Annotated in this window: 17 protein-coding genes; 12 read left to right on the forward strand and 5 right to left on the reverse strand. The window is 52.3% G+C overall.

Features of this window, described 5'->3' with window-relative positions; genetic code table 11:
- The first annotated feature begins 2 nt into the window (after positions 1-2).
- Positions 3-3,419, forward strand: coding sequence for a conjugal transfer protein TraG N-terminal domain-containing protein (locus tag AC22G1_RS16380; protein WP_487314314.1), 3,417 nt, complete (start codon positions 3-5; stop codon positions 3,417-3,419).
- On the forward strand, positions 3,416-3,763 hold the full coding sequence (locus tag AC22G1_RS16385; RefSeq protein ID WP_464949245.1) for a hypothetical protein: 348 nt from the start codon (positions 3,416-3,418) through the stop codon (positions 3,761-3,763). The genes AC22G1_RS16380 and AC22G1_RS16385 overlap by 4 nt, the downstream gene beginning before the upstream one ends.
- On the opposite strand, the gene AC22G1_RS16390 is transcribed toward AC22G1_RS16385, so the two are convergent.
- Positions 3,760-4,020, reverse strand: coding sequence for a hypothetical protein (locus AC22G1_RS16390; RefSeq protein WP_487314315.1), 261 nt, complete (start codon positions 4,018-4,020; stop codon positions 3,760-3,762). The genes AC22G1_RS16385 and AC22G1_RS16390 overlap by 4 nt on opposite strands.
- A 351-nt stretch (positions 4,021-4,371) precedes the next feature.
- Here AC22G1_RS16390 and AC22G1_RS16395 point away from each other — a divergent pair, with 351 nt between their 5' ends.
- The 9 genes from AC22G1_RS16395 to AC22G1_RS16435 all read left to right on the forward strand — a co-directional run bounded on the left by AC22G1_RS16395 (position 4,372) and on the right by AC22G1_RS16435 (position 13,603).
- Positions 4,372-4,911 carry a FlhC family transcriptional regulator gene (locus AC22G1_RS16395; RefSeq protein WP_487314316.1) on the forward strand — a complete coding sequence of 180 codons (540 nt, stop codon included), beginning with the start codon at positions 4,372-4,374 and terminating at the stop codon, positions 4,909-4,911.
- Between the two features lie 87 nt (positions 4,912-4,998).
- Positions 4,999-7,830, forward strand: a complete 2,832-nt coding sequence (gene traN / locus AC22G1_RS16400; RefSeq protein WP_487314317.1) for a conjugal transfer mating pair stabilization protein TraN — start codon at positions 4,999-5,001, stop codon at positions 7,828-7,830.
- A 169-nt stretch (positions 7,831-7,999) separates the two neighbouring features.
- On the forward strand, positions 8,000-8,209 hold the full coding sequence (locus tag AC22G1_RS16405; RefSeq protein ID WP_464949252.1) for a helix-turn-helix transcriptional regulator: 210 nt from the start codon (positions 8,000-8,002) through the stop codon (positions 8,207-8,209).
- Between the two features lie 212 nt (positions 8,210-8,421).
- Positions 8,422-9,744: a replication initiation protein gene (locus tag AC22G1_RS16410; RefSeq protein WP_487314318.1), complete on the forward strand. Its 1,323-nt coding sequence runs from the start codon at positions 8,422-8,424 to the stop codon at positions 9,742-9,744.
- A complete protein-coding gene (locus AC22G1_RS16415; protein WP_464949256.1) occupies positions 9,744-9,965 on the forward strand; it encodes a pyocin activator PrtN family protein in 222 nt (73 codons plus the stop codon). The genes AC22G1_RS16410 and AC22G1_RS16415 overlap by 1 nt, the downstream gene beginning before the upstream one ends.
- Positions 9,966-10,080: 115 nt before the next feature.
- Positions 10,081-10,860 carry an AHH domain-containing protein gene (locus AC22G1_RS16420; RefSeq protein ID WP_487314319.1) on the forward strand — a complete coding sequence of 260 codons (780 nt, stop codon included), beginning with the start codon at positions 10,081-10,083 and terminating at the stop codon, positions 10,858-10,860.
- Positions 10,857-11,429, forward strand: coding sequence for a hypothetical protein (locus tag AC22G1_RS16425; RefSeq protein ID WP_487314320.1), 573 nt, complete (start codon positions 10,857-10,859; stop codon positions 11,427-11,429). The genes AC22G1_RS16420 and AC22G1_RS16425 overlap by 4 nt, the downstream gene beginning before the upstream one ends.
- Before the next feature lie 123 nt (positions 11,430-11,552).
- Positions 11,553-12,703, forward strand: a protein-coding gene (locus tag AC22G1_RS16430) for an IS3 family transposase (RefSeq protein WP_487314321.1) whose coding sequence is annotated in 2 segments (ribosomal slippage) — positions 11,553-11,796 and positions 11,796-12,703 — 1,152 coding nt in all. Because the reading frame shifts where the segments join, the coding sequence is not laid out codon by codon here.
- Positions 12,704-13,225: 522 nt separating this feature from the next.
- Positions 13,226-13,603 carry a TnsD family Tn7-like transposition protein gene (locus tag AC22G1_RS16435; protein WP_487314322.1) on the forward strand — a complete coding sequence of 126 codons (378 nt, stop codon included), beginning with the start codon at positions 13,226-13,228 and terminating at the stop codon, positions 13,601-13,603.
- Between the two features lie 228 nt (positions 13,604-13,831).
- Here the strand turns inward: AC22G1_RS16435 and AC22G1_RS16440 are convergent, their stop codons facing one another.
- The gene (locus AC22G1_RS16440; RefSeq protein ID WP_487314323.1) at positions 13,832-14,365 is read right to left on the reverse strand and encodes a winged helix-turn-helix transcriptional regulator; all 534 of its coding nucleotides are present in this window, start codon (positions 14,363-14,365) and stop codon (positions 13,832-13,834) included.
- 91 nt (positions 14,366-14,456) lie between these two features.
- On the opposite strand from AC22G1_RS16440, the gene AC22G1_RS16445 reads away from it, so the two are divergent.
- Positions 14,457-15,584 carry an NmrA family NAD(P)-binding protein gene (locus AC22G1_RS16445; RefSeq protein ID WP_487314324.1) on the forward strand — a complete coding sequence of 376 codons (1,128 nt, stop codon included), beginning with the start codon at positions 14,457-14,459 and terminating at the stop codon, positions 15,582-15,584.
- Between the two features lie 21 nt (positions 15,585-15,605).
- Here the strand turns inward: AC22G1_RS16445 and AC22G1_RS16450 are convergent, their stop codons facing one another.
- The 3 genes from AC22G1_RS16450 to AC22G1_RS16460 are packed head-to-tail and all read right to left on the reverse strand — an operon-like array spanning position 15,606 to position 18,502.
- Entirely contained in the window at positions 15,606-16,700 is a 1,095-nt protein-coding gene (locus tag AC22G1_RS16450) for a threonine aldolase family protein (protein WP_487314325.1), read from the reverse strand.
- A 24-nt stretch (positions 16,701-16,724) separates the two neighbouring features.
- Entirely contained in the window at positions 16,725-17,540 is an 816-nt protein-coding gene (locus tag AC22G1_RS16455; protein ID WP_487314326.1) for an alpha/beta hydrolase, read from the reverse strand.
- Positions 17,540-18,502 (reverse strand): ketopantoate reductase family protein, encoded by a 963-nt coding sequence (locus tag AC22G1_RS16460; RefSeq protein WP_487314327.1) that lies wholly within the window; start codon positions 18,500-18,502, stop codon positions 17,540-17,542. Before AC22G1_RS16460 ends, AC22G1_RS16455 begins: the two co-directional genes overlap by 1 nt.
- Positions 18,503-18,509: the final 7 nt, after the last annotated feature.

Consider the following 18,509-nt stretch of genomic DNA (forward strand, 5'->3'; position numbering starts at 1 on the left):
CTATGTTCACAATTCACTCTATCGGGGATGCCGGTTTCCTCGAACAGATCCTCGTCGCTGTGGCTATGGTGACAGGCACCGGGGACTTCGAAAAAATGATCGGTATCGGGCTTTTGCTTGGCGCTCTGATCGTTTCTTTCCAATCACTTTTTCAAGGGGCTAAGTCCTGGGACTTACACCAGGTCTTTGTCGCGTGGCTTATTTATGGGCTGGCATTTGGTGCCAGTACGACCGTCACCATCGAGGATGCCTATGATGGTGAAGTGCGAGTGGTGGCTAATGTCCCAATTGGCCCGGCAGCAGTTGGTTCGCTTATCTCTGAAGTGGGTTATGGCATTACCAAGTTGTTCGAGGTGGCATATAGCCCAATTGCACCAGGGATAACCGAACATAAGTTCCTCGATAGCCTGGACTTACTGGTAAAGCTTCGCGATACCCAGATGCGCTCGGGTTTGTGGGTGGCTTGGAACAATGCTCTTGGAGGCAGCAAAGTCGATGTGAAAAAAAGCCTGCTCAATTACATCTCTGATTGTACTGCCGTAAAGTTTGCCCGAGGTGAAGCAACAGAAGACCAAATCAACACAGAAAACTGGCAGCAAGCCCTGCGCTTTGAGTCTGCGGTATTTGGCACTGAGCTGTTTCTTTCCCCCTCCGGCTCCACCTATCCAACCTGTACGGCAGGTTGGGTCCAGCTAGCTCAGGCCATTAATTCGGCCTACTCAGCGGGGCTATCCCAACAAACCCTGGGTTACATTCTGGGGAAAACAGATGCCGTAAACGCCACTTCCGACGCCTTGGATAACCTACACGCACAGAGTGTGGCCACTGCGGACTACATTAAAGCTCACATCTTACAGCCCATCGTTTCACGCGGATTTTCCCAATACTACAGCGATGCCCATGACCCCTATGCGCAGGTGATGATGGCTCAAGCTGAGAGGCAACGTAATACCCAGTGGAGTGCCGAACAGAGTTTATGGATGAAGTCCATCAGGCCTTTGATGACCCTGATTGAAGGGCTGGTCTATGCGATAACTCCACTGGCTGCTTTCATCATGGTTACAGGCTCTAAAGGCATTGTATTGGTAGGTAAGTATTTCCAGATGCTGATTTGGATACAGCTTTGGATGCCAGTCATGTCGATCATCAACTTGTACATCTACACCCAGGGGCAAGACGCCCTGAACAACTACCTGTACACCGGGGATCTGACCTCGTTTGAAGGTATCGCCTATGCCAGCGCTGAACTGGAACGCTGGATCTCTATTGGCGGGATGATGGCAGCATCAACACCAGCCATTGCCTTGATGCTGGTTTCAGGCTCAGCCATTGCAATGAACTCACTGGCTCAGCGTGTTAGTGGCGGCGACCACATAGACGAAAAGATCATGTCTCCCGATTTGCTCCACCGTGGGCCTGTTGTGGAACAACAACCTCAGTTCCAACAATCAAGAGCCGGAGGGTCACTGGAGTCAGGAGCCGACTCCTTGCTGGACAAGGTCAATGTTGGTCAAACACTCAGCTCAGCGGTAAGCAGCAGCCATGCCGCCACAGCACAAGCAACCAAAGGTTTCTCAGAACAGCTTTCAAACTCCATTTTCTCCGGTGCATCAGCAGACCAAAGCTTCAGCCGGTTGCAAGGCTTGGGGCAAACCTTAAGAGCGTCGGACTCAAGCCAAGCAAAGGCAATTTATGGACAAGCCCAGGACTACGCTCGGGAGCATGGTTTGGCTGAAAGCCATACCGATGCTATTGCCGGGGCTATCGCCATGCGAGCATCGGGCTCGGTTGATGCAGGTAAGCTGGCAGCAGCACTGGGAGGACCCATAGGCCGCCTAGCATCGTTGTCCGGGGCAACAGGAAAAGATGCGCCAATAAAAATCCAAGGCGACGTATCAGGTTCTGGCGAATCACGGGCTGTTGACCAACGCCAGCAGCTCACTAACGATCTGGACAGACTGAGTAAGAACCTTGGCTTCTCACAAGACGATTCGGCGTCTTTGACTCAGGATCTGGCGCGACAAACCAATACCGAATCGGGTCAACGTTTCACTCACTCTTTGGGTGAGGAGCAGCGCAAGCAACTATCACAGTCCGCTACTCAAGCACTCAGCGCCCAAGACACATATCAGCGCTTGGCAGCAGCCCAAAGCTCTATTGGCACTTCCAGCCAAATGGATATACGCGCTTTGGCAGGTTCTGTGATGAGCAGTTCCACTGCCCAGCATATGCTGCAAAGCGGTATGCGCCTAGCTACACCAGAAACTCGCCAGCTCGCCAATGACAAGGCGCTTTATTACCAAGCATTAGGAATGGATCCCGCACGGGCCCTTGCTGGAGGTCAAATTTATGCACTGCTCAACTCAAGCAAAGGGGCTGAGCAAGCCCTGGCCGCTGAGTCGATCAGTGCTGCCACCGGCGGCGCCATCACTCAAGCACCAGGTCGCTTCAACGAAAACCAAATACTGTTTAACCAAGCCCCAGGTATCACTCCCCCGACAGCCGACCTCAAAGCTCCGGAAGAAATGACAGCACAGCAGCGACGTCAGTCCACTGGCCAAGTGGCAGGAACACAAGCCGTGCATCAGCAACACGCCCAAAATATTGAAGGAGTTAAACGCGCTCATGCAGGCTACCAGCAGTCTTTGCAGGGCGAGCGTCTAGATGCACTTCGCGCCCAAATAATGAATTCCAATGTAACGCCTTCTGTCGCCGCCAACGTCTTTGCTACCGCTGAGGGAGCCGGTCGATTCTTCGACCAAATTGTTGGTGGCGCCGGTGCGGCAATGGACAGCTTTTCCAATGACTTTGCACACTCTATGAGCACGTTGGCCAAGATGACCCCAGAGCAACGCGACAAACTCATTGCTGATACTCACCAAGGAGATGACTACATCAAACAGCAGTACGGCGTGCCAGGCTTTATGGCAACTGGGGCCGCCAACTTAGGTCGCGACATCATGGGGACAGGCGTCGCTGGCTATTACGCCGCCAAGGAATGGCTAACTGGGGAAGCGGACTTGTCTGAGGCAGCTAAAGGTATGTCTATTAGGGAAAAAGGGATGTTCTTTGCATCTGCCTTGGCCAGTGCGAGTGAAGCCGGTGCCGGACAAGCACAAGCTTTTGTTCAGCAGTACGGCAATGAGTTTCGTGATATCGCTGCGCAAACGGCCATGCACGAGCATGGTTTGCACTCTGACGCCGGAGCCAAATTGTTTGCCTCATCCATCATGGGAGCCAGTGATGGGCAAGAAGCAAGATATCGCACCGAGCTTCAGAACGAACTAGGTGACCAAGCACTGGGTAATAAAGCGGCAGATATGATTGAGGCTGCCGCCAGTGCCGGCCGAGAACAAGCCGGTGGCTACCTGTCACCGGTAGCACGTTACCTTGCGGTAAAAGAGGGGAACAGCTTGTGAACCAGCAACTGCTGCAATTAAAGCTCAAAGAACGGCTGCTGACAGACGAATTAGAACAGCTTTGGGAAGAACTGGCTGGGGTTGCCGAAGTACCCGAGATGCCTCTGACCTACCAGCAGGCAGTTAACCAATTGAAGGTGATGATACTGGATGGACAAGGGACTTGGCTGGCAAGTGATGTTGAGCGAGTCGGCGATAAGCTGCAAACCTCAGCAGAGGCGCTAAGACACGCAAGTACAGAAACAGGCCTTAGCTTACATCTGCTCAAAGGCAGCCTGCATCGCCCACAACGCAGCCCTCTGCTAAGGCAAGAGGGGGATACTCTGGTACTGCATCTCGATTAAAAGGGACCACCGGCCCAGCTCTGAAACGCAGGGCCGGTATCACGGGCAAAAAGCACTTTATTCTCCTCTGTAGTTACAGAAGTATCGATGGGCGCTTCCCATTCATTTTCATTAGTCTCCGAAATACTACGATTTCTGAAAGTTGAGACGATTGAAAGCAGGACCGTCAGCGCAATTAATGCCAGTACAACTCCGCCAATTCCAGCAACTTTGTACGGAACGAACAAACTTATAAAAATTAAAATTAGAATACGCATCATAGCCTCAAATCAACCTTACTAAGACCAGTATAAATCATAGTCGGCCATGACGAGCTTGGTTATTTAAAGTATCAAAAAATGAGCCCGTAAAAAAGCAAAGCAATGGCATTGCATATTTCTATTCTCATGGTAGAAAAATATTATTCTCTGTTAGGAAAATCACTATGACTTATATCCAAAAGAAAAAGGTAGTCTGGCTTATTGCCGCTGCCTTCATGTTTTGTATCTCAGTGTTGATAAGCAAAGACGGTGTTGCAAGAGGGGACTGGCTTTATATAGCCGCCTGCCCTGCAATGGTCATAGCCCTCATCCTTCAATTTAGAACCGTATTTAAGAGGTAGCGTTGCCATGGACACACCGCAGCCCCCTAAAACCAGTTGGCTTGGGCGTTGGATCACGGCCCGGCACATGGTGCTGGCTGGATACATCAGCAAGATCATCATGATTGAAACCGGTTTGACCTATAAGCAACTGCGCAGGCTTTACCATGACTTGGAGGGCGATGGCTATTCGATAGAGCGTAAATCTCGGGTATTTAGAGGCGGGGCAACCTTGATTCAAAACCACACTGCCAAGATACAAGCATCTATCCTGATGCAGTTGTACCAGAACCTTGGTGGCGAGAATGTTGCCCGTACTGTCAATGTCTCTGCACTAAACAAGGCCTACCGTATGTACCACGCGATCCGCAAAGAAGTTGGGCTGACTGGGGCTCGATGGCCCCCGTTCGATATCACAGATGCCTGGTGCCTTGCTTCTGAACTGCGTTGTGGAGACGCTATGCTGGAGCTCTGCGATACTTGCCAGTGTACTTACTTTACCTCCGTCAACCAGCGTACCTGCGTAGACTGCCCTTTTTGTGCCGCCGACAAACTGAAAGCAGCGTAATTTCCAGAAATGGGCAGTTAGCCGTAGGAAGTTTCTAAAACCAAATAAATAGCATGGCCTGAAACAGTCGTTGTTGCAGGTCGTACTATGAGAAACCCGATTTTATCAAGATTGGTGGCCTCAGTATTGACGGTCACCATGTCAGTATTGCCACTTAGTGTTTACGCCAACAATACCGCCAGTTCAGATCTTTCCAAGGTAGGAAAAGAAGCCCAGGAATTTGGCCAAGAGCTTGCCAATTCTTTTAGAGTAAACCCTGGCTCGATCCAAGACGGCACCATATCGATGCCGACGCTGAAAGACGGACAATTCCAGATGAATGGTGGCAGCCAGATTGATGTCAAGGCGCTGTTCCCAGGCACAAACGCTAATAGCGATCTGAGCGATTACTTTCCAGACGCAAACCAACCCGACGTTGAAACGCTCCAAGGTGTTTATGACTCCAGCAATAACATGGATAGCCTGGGGAATAGCGCTAAAGGCTCACTCTGGGAAGATGCCAACAGCAGCAATCCGTCCATATCGGGCGCGGCATACAAAGTGTTGCTTGACGCGGCCAATCGCTCTCGCCCGGACTTCACAAACGATCCAGTATTGAACCTCAGTAAGCAGACATACCAAGACATGGACTTGATTGCAGGGAGCTTTGGCGATTGCTCGACCAAAACCAGCATGACAGCCAGCAGCATCAGCGCTCACGTACCTGAATACGAAAGGTGCCAGCGGGTAGTGGACCAAAGCGCGGAATGTGATCTTATCCACGACTACAACGCATCGGTCGTTAAGCATTATGACGGTCCCTACAACCTTAAGTCCTGCGGCGAGGGATGTACCGAGCTTTGGATTGGTAAGGTCGGCAATGATTACTGGTCAGGTAACTGTGGTGTCTTTGAAGAGTCCACCAGTATCGTTGTCTCAAACCCTGACGCGATCACCAAAGCGGTTTTGGAATACGCCAAATGGGATGACTGGATACAGATTTACCTCAACCACGACAAGGTGTTCAGCGGCCCCGTGGCAGGCATGAAAGATGCTGGCACTCAAGGTGATAGGCGCCCGGATAACTACACAGAAACCAGAGCCCTATTCCCACCAGAAACCCTTGGTTCTTGTGAGATGAATACCAGTTGGGCCGTCAATCCAGGAGTGGATGTTACGGCCAATTTAAAACAAGTGGCGCCTGGTACCGTTGTTACTTTCAAACTGCGGGTTTCCGTCACAGATAAGGGCGAAGGTTACGGGCGAATCAAGATTAACTATGACCCGGCTAAAGCCGTCATCAAGGACCTGTGGTCTCCAAAAAGTTGCCTCGATGCTGCTAAAGGCGTAGTGGATGAATTTGCTGCCGGAGAGGTTTCCTGTATCGACGACCCATCAGATAACAACGGCTGCACCGTCGTTAATGGCATCAATGTTTGTGAAAACCAGTTAAATCCAGCCCCACTAAGCGGTATCTCAGCACTTTGCAAAAAGGTTCAGGTGAAAGCGAACTATGACTTTTACAAGGGGGCAATGACATGCTGGACAGACCCACAAGGCACCGTGCATTGCCCTAAGAACACCGGCGAAAATCTCAATACCTGCGCTCGCTTAGAGGCGAATCCACAATGCGGATTCATCAGCTCCACATGCGTTGATGGTGCTCAAGGCAAGTCTGGAACCTGCTATGTCCATGAAGACACCTACGATTGCGGTTCAGACGTTGCGGTCCCAACCTTGGAAAAAGACACCCAGTATCAATGTGGTGGCCCTGTGCGCTGCATGGGAGACGACTGCCTTGATGTAACGAAGACTCAAAGTACCGACTTTGCTCGTGCCACTGCCCTGCTTAACGCAGCACAGTTCATGACTCAGGACATGAGTTGCACCGGCCTTGATGGTAATGACAATCCAACAGGACATGAGGATGTATCATGCACTGCCTTTGCAGGTGAGGCAGGCACCTGCAAAGTTGCCGTGGGAGGGGTTTCCGATTGCTGTGAGAAACCGTCCAACATCTCGCTGGCCGACTACCTCAATTTGATCATGGCAGTACCCAAGCTTGACGGCGCAGTGATGGGCCTCCAAAACGGCAACGCAATAAAAGGGGCTTATCAGATCCTGCGTGAGCCAGCTTTGCAAGGCTGGACTGAAATCACCAAGCCCTTCACCAGTTATGTCGAGAACATCTCTGGCGCCGTTGACTCCTTCTATCAACCGGTCGAGCAGGTTATTGACGAGTTGATGGACCAGCTAACCGAGCAGGTTAAAGAGGTAATGGCTGACGTAATGAAGGGGCTTGGGCAGGATGCAGCAACTCAGGAGGCGGCTGCCGGAGGTGCTGGCAAAATGGCCCAGGAAGGGATGATGGAAAGTGCTACCACCTGGCTGAGTACAGCAATGACCATTTACACCGCGTATGTGGTGGCCATTGTCATGATCCAGATGGTCTACAAGTGTGAAGAAGATGAGTTCACACTCAACGCCAAGCGAGCTTTAAAAAACTGCTCTTATGTGGGCTCTTACTGCAAATCAAAAGTATTGGGTGCCTGTACTGAGAAGCGCGAGTCCTACTGCTGCTTTAATTCTCCCCTGTCTCGTATCATTCAAGAACAAGTGCGCCCTCAATTAGGCTTGAATTTTGGCGACCCCAGCAATCCACAATGTGGTGGGATCCCGCTGGAGCAGATCGCAAATATTGACTGGAGCCAAGTTAATTTGGACGAATGGCTTGGCATTCTGCAACAGAACGGCAAGTTCCCTAACCCAGCATCGCTGAACCTAGAGTCACTTACCGGCTCGGGTAGCGACTTTAATCTGGACGGGAATCGTCACAATGCCGCCGAGCGAGTATTGGAGCGCCTGCAAGGCATTGACGTAGATAAGGCTCGCCGAGAGTCGGCCTCGAAAATTTTCCCTGACTGGAACGGCAAACCTTAGAGCATTGGCCCCAAAAACTTTCACATGTGAAAGTTTTTGGGGCTTAGTCGCAGCGATTTTTGTTTTTTGCACCCTAATTGGGCACTTTGAGCGCTCCTAAGGAACTACAGCACAGATCCAGAATATTCCCATCGTTTCAGATTCATTCACGCCGATGGGGACTGCACCAATGGAAAGCCACGCAAGATTACTCGCCGGGGCCAGCCCGGAACTATTGCTCCTGACCACTCAAGAGGTTACGGAGCTGCTCAAGATCTCCCAGGTAACACTTTATCGCTTGGCAAAAGCCGGTAACTTTCCACGCCCTGTACGTGTAGCCCGAGCGGTTCGTTATCGGGCTTGTGATGTTCATGACTGGATAAAACGTAACCAGCATTAAAAACAACAAACCCGGCACAGGACCGGGTTTGTTGGGCGGTTCGCTGAATGCTCACGAGTTGGCGCTCCACAAAGCATTCAGGGCGTGGCTTGGGAAGCCAAACGCGTACAAATAATGTACGCAATTTATGATTGAACTGCAATTTCCACAGCAGCAGAAACTGCTTGGGTGCGGCTTCCCATTGCTCAAATATCCAGCAAAGGAAGCATCCATTGAATAGTGCAGTATTAAATGAAAGCGCAGAGCGCTATTTTCAGCCAAAAACCGCACTCAGCCGGATCATAGCCGAAGCACCTTATTTTACCCGGTGCAGTGATAACAAAACCGCAGCACGTATACGCCCAAGAGAATTCGCTATTCGCTACCCCTATATGCAGGTCAACCGGACTGGCATGGTTTCGTGGCTAATATTCGATCTTGACCACAATGATCCTTTAGTTTGGGAAAGTGCAGGACTTCCCGCTCCTAACTTGGTCGTAAGCAACCGCCACAACGGCCAATCCCATCTTTTCTACTCCATTATCCCCGTCTGTACTTCTGAGAAAGCGCGTTCCAAACCCATTCGTTACATGAAAGCCATTTACGAGGCTATGGCGACCAAACTGAACGCTGACCCAGCCTATTCAGGCCCGGTAGCCAAGACTCCTGGCCATCCCTGGTGGCGCACTTGGGAAATACACAGTGACGTGTATGAGCTGGGAGAACTAGCAGACTCGCTAGACCTGCCCCTGAAACCTTACTGGGGCCATAAAGAAAATACCGATGCAGTTTCTCATTCAAGGCACTGCCTACTGTTTGAAGAACTGAGGTTCTTTGCTTATTCGATTGTCGCCAAAGAGCGCGAACAGGGCAGCTTCATTAGCTTTTCAAGACAGCTGGAATCATTCGCCCACAGCCACAACGCATTCATCAATCGTGGCTTTGCGGCCAACCTCACCCAATCTCAGGTACTGGCAACGGTCAAAAGCGTAGCTAGATGGACGTGGGATCGCTACACCGGCTCACTGCCTCGCAATAAAGGAGTGATGCGACTGGATAACTCTCTAAGTTTGCGAGAACGCCAGCAAAAGGCAGCTAAGCGCACACACAAGACCAGGCGCCAATCGACCCAAGTACGCATACAGCAAGCTTGCCAGCAGCTTACTCAACAGGGTCTCAAGCTCACCCTGACGGCGGTGGCCAAGCTTGCAGGGCTATCCAGACAGACGGTTGCCAAGTACTGTCATCTACTAAATCGTACCGAGCCGACATCATTGGCCACTCCAGCTACGAAAAGCAGTGTTAAACATGCAGTACATCAGATACCTGCCCCGCAGGATTGTCAGCAAAACTCTGCAATGCCAAAGCCGACCTGTTCAAAGGACAAAGTTTCTTCTTCCTTGCAGAGTTCTTTGACACCGGCAAGATCTTTCACATGTGAAAGTTATGGCTCACAAAAAAACGCTGTTGATGCCCAAATAGGACAGTTGCAGAGCCGAGAAATAGCGGGGAATAACTCGAAAATAGTCCCCATCACAGAACGATGGAGGTCCTGATGAAAACCGTATTTATGCTGCTTGCCCAGTACGAAAAGCCCGTAGTAAAGCTGTCAGAGATCTGCGATGAGTACTTTGGCTTATCCCCCCAAACTGCCAAGCTCAGGGCCAATGCAGGCAGGCTCCCGGTGAAGGCCTTCCGAGCCACTCAGAAGGCTGAGTACCTGGTCCACATAGCCGATCTCGCACAGTACATTGATGAGGTAAGGCAAGCCTCCTAAGGGGTCGTCAGCGATGGCAGCCTTACTTTCATCAACGCTTTATAAGCCATGGCCTGTTGCACCACTTGTACATTAAGGTAAGGTGCAAATACCTCATATGAAGCAAGGATGCATCATGGCTGCTCAATACCAAGCGATACCCCTACCAATACGTCCAGAGAACCCAAGTCCATTGGAGATGGCTATTTATTTGTACGAGAAGAAATGTGCAGAATTCCACTGCAAAAAGCGTGCAACTAAAGTAGCGTCCCTAACACCAGCACAGCAGCAGAAGCATGCTGAAGCTCAGGCTTTAGATTGGAGCCACTTACGAATGCTAAAAGCATCGCTAATGGCGCATACTACGCAAGAGATTAATAAAAAAAGCCTACAAGATTATCGCAATGCAGCCAAAAATGAGCTGAGCCCGTTTGATCTAGCAAAAGAGGACCATCATCCCACCGATATCTTAGAGCGAAATCTCGCTGCTGACGGTGAGGTTAAACCCAGTCATCGACACACCGCTCACCATATCATTATGGGAAAAGGTAGATGGCTTAAAGAAAACATGGCATTAGCACGATTCAATCTTCATCTTCATGGGATTGGAATTAATGACCCATTGAATGGAGTATGGCTTGTTCATAACAGAGTAGATCATGATGTCTGGAGCAGTGAATTTAAGGATGGTGATACGAAGAAACCTCGTCACTGGGCTACACCGGACTCGCCAGTGCATCTACCTATACATACCAAAAATTACGAAACTTGGATAACAGTACACTTTATGTCTGATTATATTCCGGAAGATGTTTTCGTTGATCGGCTAGACAATATAAAAATCAGATTGAAAACGGGTACTTATCCTAGCAAAATAGAAGAAAAATACGATGAGAACTGGGATGGCTTGTCATGATTTATCAATTAAAGACTATACCTGAGAGCTACAAGATTTTGTCTCTTACTCCAATGATCTTACTAAATAAGATAGGTGATGAAAAGTTAGTCATGAGGGTTCATAAACAGCCATCAACAAACGAGTCATTGAAGGACGACTGGAAAGAAATTGATTGTGAAATGCGTGACATGGAAGATAGCGTAAATCCAACTCTTCCCGATATTTCGCTTTGGGCAAACATCCATTTACTTGTGAGTGATAAAGCCCATAAAGTACTTAGAGAGAAACTGGAGTCACACGGCGATTTCCTACCAATAAAAGCAGATGGTCACCAATACTATATATTTACTTGTTTTACATATGGGAAGGAAATCGAGAGTTCCTTGTCCTACGAGTATCACAATGGTAATGCAATAAACTTAACGAGCTTAGAGTTCGATGAGAGTGACGCCAAGGACAAACCCGTTTTCAAATCTAACAGTAAATTATGCGGCAGTATTTTCTGCAATGACGATTTCAAATCAATCTGCGAGAATAATAACCTGCAAGGCTTAAGGTTCGAAGAGGACCTGCTGGCGATTTTTTAGTAAGAGGTATATCTCACCTCACTTTACCTCAAAGTATTTCCATCTACCTTGAGGTAAAGTCTGAATCGCCCCTAGTTTTGTAGACACCTCCAGGCCTCATAATACGGCCCATTAGGAGGTGCCATGAGCAACCCGCGTTATCCCGAAGAATTCAAAATCGAAGCAGTCAAACAAGTGACCGAACGAGGCCTGCCGGTGGCCGAGGTGGCAGCGCGTTTGGGCGTATCTACCCACAGCCTGTATGCCTGGGTGAAGCGTTACAGCAAACCCCAAGAGCAGCGCGCGCAAGAAGACGATCAGCAAGCTGAGCTGCGTCGTCGGCGTGCCGAACTCAAACGCGTAACCGAAGAGCGAGACATCCTAAAAAAGGCCGCCGCGTACTTTGCCAAGGAGTGCGGCTGAAGTACGCCTTCATCAACCAGCTATCCGCTGACTATCCGGTTCGTCGCCTGTGCCTGACGCTGAAAGTACATGCCAGCGGTTACTACGCCTGGCTGGCTGAACCGACGTCGGCACGAGCCAAGGATGATCAGCGCCTGCTTGGTCTGATCAAGCACGCGTGGTTAGAGAGCGGCGGGGTGTACGGCTACCGCAAAATCCACGACGACCTGCGCGAGCTTGGAGAGGCATGTGGCAAGCATCGTGTTGCTCGCCTGATGCGTTTGGAAGGGCTTCGCTCGCAGACAGGCTATCATCGTCGACCAGGCCGCTATGGTGGTAAGTCTCCAGTGATCTCACCGAATCATCTGGAGCGCCGATTTAATGTCACTGAGCCCAACAAGGTCTGGGTCACGGACATTACCTATATACGCACCTATGAGGGCTGGTTGTATTTGGCGGTAGTACTTGATCTATTTTCGCGGCAAGTGATCGGTTGGTCGATGAAACCGCAGATGACCAGCGACCTGGCTATTGATGCATTGTTGATGGCCGTTTGGCGGCGTAAGCCAAAGCAGGAGGTGATGATCCACTCAGATCAGGGTAGCCAGTTCAGCAGCGGCGACTGGCAGAGCTTCCTCAAAGCCAACCACTTGCTTGGCAGCATGAGTCGACGTGGCAACTGCCATGACAACGCCGTAGCGGAAAGCTTCTTCCAGTTGCTGAAACGGGAACGGATCAGGCGACAGATCTACAGCAGTAGGCAGGCTGCTCGCGCTGATGTGTTCGACTACATCGAGATGTTTTACAACCCAAAACGTCGGCATGGTTTCAACAACCAGCTGTCACCGGTAGAGTTTGAGAAGCGACATTTACTGAGCTTGGAAAGTGTCTAGGAAATCCGGGGCGATTCAAAATTCTATAGAAAAAGCTCCCAGCTAAGCTTTGAGTTGGCAGACTATGCAAATAAATTCCTGCTCTCAAACGAGACGAGTTACCCTAAGATAAGTTTTGGTTTCTATAGAGAAAGGCTACGCGAGCTGGGGTACGTAACGAAAAATAATAGATTTAGAAGACGGCTGCTATCTGATGAGTTCTATCGGTTTAGTTTGCTATTGAAATATCCATCTGACTATTTGCTTCCTAAAACGGAGGTTGACCATAAATATTTGTCATACTTGCTCTGCGAAAATGTTTCGCAGCATCCTTTTAAGCATATTCTATTTAATTACTGACTGAATAAGGCTGAGCCGATAAAGTACGGCTGTGAGCCCCCTGAATTTTGCCAAGTAAAACGCAGCGAACAAAAAATAACCGAGTGCTTAACACTGCTGAGAGAAGGTAAATCCATTGCTAGTATTAGCAGGGGAATAGGAAAAAGTCGTTGTTTTGTCAAAGCCGTTGCCCTTCGTGAAAAAGTGAATACACAACTTAAGCCGACCAAGTTAACCCCCTCGGTTTGCCAAATTGCAATTGAGCTCGCTACAAAAGGCTTTCACCGTCAAGAAATTGCTCGGAGATTGTCCATCTCTAGCGGAAGTGTTGAAATGCTAATATCTGCCACAAAAGGTCTAGTGCAATGGCGAAAAAAGTGTAGACAGGACTCTAAAAGGCGACGTTATAAACTCCAGATCCTTCGCTATCGCCAATTCTACCCACAAGCCATCGGGCGAGAAATAAAGTCTGAATGCAATGCGGCCTTCTTTTGGTTGTATATACATGAAAGAGAGTGGCTGGAGGAAAATTTACCCGAGGCCACTCCTCCACACCCATATCCAAGAACCAACAAGCTGTAGCGATAATTCGCCCACTGATACTACTTTACCAAGGCGTTGTTTCCTTGTCGGATTTGGGAAACAACGCCCATCTCGATTGCACCCCAATGAAATGGAATACACGCTATCCAGTACCTGCCGTTCAGAAGTTTCTGCCGGCCTCGATCTGATGGACGTGACGGACGGGGCTGGGACATTGCGGTAGGACAGGGGGGGCGCGACATCGAGCGCGGAAAACGTCAGCTAAGTCTAGCGAGACTGAGCCTGCAGCAGTCCCCTTCGACGAGCACGCTCGGATTCGCCCTGCGATATCCGCCATTTCATGAGATCATCCGCTTCAAGGCCTGCCTCAACTCGGATGGTTGAGGGTACGGTAGCAGCCAGCGTCTCAGCGTCGACCAATGCCAGTCGAATTCTGTGACCGGAAACGCTATCGACGAATTGCAAAGTAGCGCCGCGTTTCTCCTGCTGACGCCATTTGTCGCCTACTTGCACCATTGCCTGCATGACAAGGGCCATATCGCGGCCCTTCTCGGTCGGGACATATTCGTGTCGTTCGGGCCGAGCCTGGTATTGTCTGCGTTCGATCAGCCCCGCTTCTTCCAGATCTTTGAGCCGGCCAGACAAAGTGGCGTTGGTCACACTTGTGGAGCGCCGCAGATCATCATAGCGGGTGAGACCTAGCAGCAGGTCACGCATGATGATCATGCCCCAACGATCGCCTAATGCCGACAACACTTCGGCCATTGAACAGGCCATTCCCTCAAAACTCTTTGATTTCATCGTCTTTCAATACCAATTTCACTTACTCTCATAATAAGAGTTGATTTACTCTCATAATGAGAGTTAGCATGCTCTCATTATGAGAGTAAATATGCAGCAGATCAACTGCTTGGAGTCGGATATGTTGAAAACCTCTATGTTGAAAACCTCCCGAATCTTCGTCGTCGGCGCGACTGGGGCGCAGGGTATTCCCGTTGTGCGTGGCCTGGTCAGCGACGGCCGCTATTCTGTGCTGGCGCTGACGCGCGATGCGGTGTCGGCCCGGGCGCGGGCTCTCGCGGAACTTGGGAATGTCGAGTTTCTGGAAGGTACGTTCGCGGACGAGACTATCCTGCGCCAGGGTATGCGCGCGTGCGATGGTGTCTTCCTTAACATCGACGGCTTCAACACCGGAGAAAAGACCGAGACTTATTGGGCGATCCGCGCCTATGAGATCGCGCTGGAAGAGGGCGTAAAGTTCTTTGTCTACGGTAACCTCGATTACACGCTGAAAAAGGCAGGTTACCGGTCGATGTTCCGCACCGGACATTATGACGGCAAGGGCCGGATCGGCGAGTGGATCCTGAATCAGAACGTCAGCAATGGCGGTCGTATGGGGGCCGCGTTGTTCACCACTGGCCCCTATATGGAAATGGCCTTTTCCGCCCAGACACCGATGACGCCAAGGATCGAGGACGGTGTACTGACTTGGCGCGTGCCGCTCGGACAGGGTGCGGTCGTCCATGTCGCACTCGAGGACTGCGCTTATTATGTCCGCTGGCTCTTCGACCATCCCGAGCGCGCCAACGGCATGGATCTGGAAGTCGCTATCGAGCATATCCGCTACGCCGATCTCGCCGCCGCCTTCACGCGCGTGACCGGGTACCCGGCGCGCTACGTCGATACTGATCTCGATGCCTATTTCGCTCCGCTCGCTGCCATCACGGGCCTTCCCGCTGGCTATAATGCGGACCCAGCCGACAAGAGCACGATGAGCTTCCGAGACAATTTCACTGGCTTCTGGAACCAGTGGAAGCACGACATCATCACACGCGACTATTCGCTGCTTGATGAAATCCATCCCGGACGGATCAGAAGTGCGGAGGAGTGGATTCGGCGCGAGGAAGACCGCGCCAAAGAATCCGGTGGCGAAACGCTATGGGAGCGCGTGCAACCGGAAACCCTCTCGAAGCGCCCCATCCTGAAACTCAGCGAGGATCACCGGCGCGGGACGCTGTGAGAGGACTATGCCCCCGGTCGATCAGTAAGCTGCCCTCCCGACATGCGAAGCGGCAGCTTGGCCTTCCCCCTGTGGTAAAAGGGCGTCGAGCGTCTCACGGACGATCAACAACGCCGCCTCGACATCTGGTACCGTGATGTCGAGATAGAAGACCGCCCGAACCGCGTTTGGGCCGGAGGGAAGCATGTGGAGGCCACGACGATGGGCTTCCTCGACGAAGCTGCCTGCATCGCAATCGCGAAGCTGAAAGCGCACGATGTTCGTCTCAATACTGGCTGGATTGATTATGATCCGCTCAAATTCGGCCAGCCCATCGGCGAAACACCGGGCAAGTGCATGGACCTCGGCCAGTCGCCCGCGATGATGCGTAAGCGCATGAAGCGCGCCCGCAGCGATGATGCCGGCCTGCCGGAAGCCCCCGCCGATCTGCTGCTTGAAGCGGCGGGCGCGGGTAATGAAGTCCTTACCGCCGACCAAGCAGGAGCCGACCGGCGCGCCAAGCGCCTTTGAGAAGCAGACGCTGATCGAATCGAAGGGGGCTGCATAATCGGCTTCGCTGATCCCGGTCGCAGCGGTAGCGTGCCACAGACGGGCACCATCGAGATGCAGGGACAGTTCAAGATCTCGGCCCGCCTTGGTGACGGCATTCAGCTGCTCTATCGGCCAGATAGTGCCGCCACCGATGTTGTGCGTGTTCTCCAGACACAGCAACCGTACGGGCGCCGGGATAGTTGTCGGGAAAAAAGGGTGGACGCTTCCGACGGCAGCCTCCACGTCGGCCGGCGTGAAGATCCCGCGTATACCTGGCAGAAGACGAGGTAACACCCCCGAGAATGCCGCTGGTGCGCCACCTTCGAGGATGTAGACGTGGGCATTCTGATCGAACAACACTGCATCACCCGGTTCGGTATGCGCGCGGATGCCAACCTGATTGGTCATAGTGCCCGTGGGCATATAGACCGCATCTTCCTTACCCAGCAGTTCGGCCGTGGCGCGTTCTAGCGCCTTGACCGTTGGATCGTCGCCATAGACATCGTCGCCGACATCAGCACTGGCCATGACGGCCCGCATCTCGGACGTCGGGCGGCTGCAGGTATCGCTACGCAGATCGATCATACGGAGGCTCCTTGATGTTGGGAGTTATCGCGAGGTGCGGTTGTTATCGAGATGGGCATCCATCCAGTCGGCAATAGCGCCGACAACCTTGGGCTCAATGCCATAATAGCCATGTGGCGACAGTGAACCGCAGTCGTTGCCGTCGCGGTCGAGACCACCCGAGACGAGTAGGATACGGACATCGGGGCTGGCGGTCATCGCCGCGCCGATCTTCGCTGCGTTCGCGGGTGGTGCCACATTGCAGCGGTCATCGCGATTGGCGACGACGAGGGCTGGCACGCGAACGCCGCCGGGATCCGCGTCGAACACGGTTTCGCCGCTGCCACCCATGGCCGACACGGACTCGGTCAACACGACGCCGGCAATGCTGCCGGGTGCGGCGTGCGCTGCACCGTTCATCGCGGCGATCGAACCCTGGCTGGTACCAAGCAGGAAGACCGGTGAGTGGATCTGACCATGCGCAAGTCGGACGAGGTCTTCGACGAGCCGTGCATAGCCCGATGTACTGCGCACGCCCCGCAGGTTCTGATCATCAACAGTATCGGGGATAAGCACCGCGTAACCGCGCGAGTTCCATACGGCCCGCGTGCGAACGACGAAGTTTTGGCCGTGCTTGAGATCGCCATCGCGTTCGATACCGAGATTTCCAGCCCCGCCGGGCAGCATCACGATGGTTCCGCGCGGATTATCGGGCGCACGCCACAACACGCGCTGTTTTATGCCACTGCTCAATTGCAGGTCGATCGCCTGATCCGCCGCGAACGATTGCCCCGGAGCGCCGGCAACGAGCGCGTAGCCGAGCAGGGAAAGGATGAAGTCTTTGGTCGGACGGGGGAACATCACGATCCTTTTCTCGCTGCGGCCGGGGTTTGAGAACGCGCGGCTCCTCTAGCTCTGCGCTGGACTTCGTAGACCGAAAGGCGCGCATAGGCGGCGGACAGCAGCGGATAGGCACTGCGGTTGCTGACGCGTGCCAGTATGTCGCCGATGATCGGCTCATGCTCGACCGGGCGCTGGGCAAGCATGTTGCGATAGAGAGAGGACGTCTGACTGGAAGCGGTATCACTCAGCATTCGCGCCAGACTGTCGAGAACCGCTGGCCTAGGCGGCATGCCGGTCTCGACCAGCGCCCGATGCGCTTCCCCAAGCATTGCCTGGATCGCCCAGGCTCCATCTGGATCGGCGTTGATCTCTCCGACACTTCCACCGAGCAAGCTGTTGGCCGCACCGAGGGCAATCATCATCAGCCACTTTTCGGCAATCTCTTCATGGATGACCGGCGAGATCCTCACCTCCATGCCCTCGATAGCGAGGAAAGACCGGACCGTGTCCAGTCGCCTGTCGCCAACACCGGACCAGGGCCCAATCGCGATCTCTGCAACAGGTGCAAGTTCGACGATCCGTCCCTTATTATCGAGTGCAGTGACACATTTGACGACACTGCCCAGGACTGCATCTCCAAAGGCGTCCCGTAGAACATCAAAGTGGCGCACACCGTTCAGGGACGGGATGATGACGCTGTCCGGCCCGATCGCAGGACGAATTTCGGCGATGGCCTCCGCCACGGCATGGCCCGGCACGGCGAAAAAGACGATGTCAAAGGATGACCGTATGTCGGTTGCAACGATCGCCGACGGCCTGGTCTGCATTTCGCTGCCCTTCCGGACAAGCGTGAGACCGGATTGGTTGATCGCATCACGGCGCACTTCACGAACGACAAGCGTGACATCGCGACCTGCGGCCGACCAAAGCCCTCCGAAATAACCGCCAACGGCACCAGCTCCCACAACTAGAATTCGCAACACTCGT

It is taken from the genome of Gallaecimonas zhanjiangensis (genome assembly GCF_057624825.1).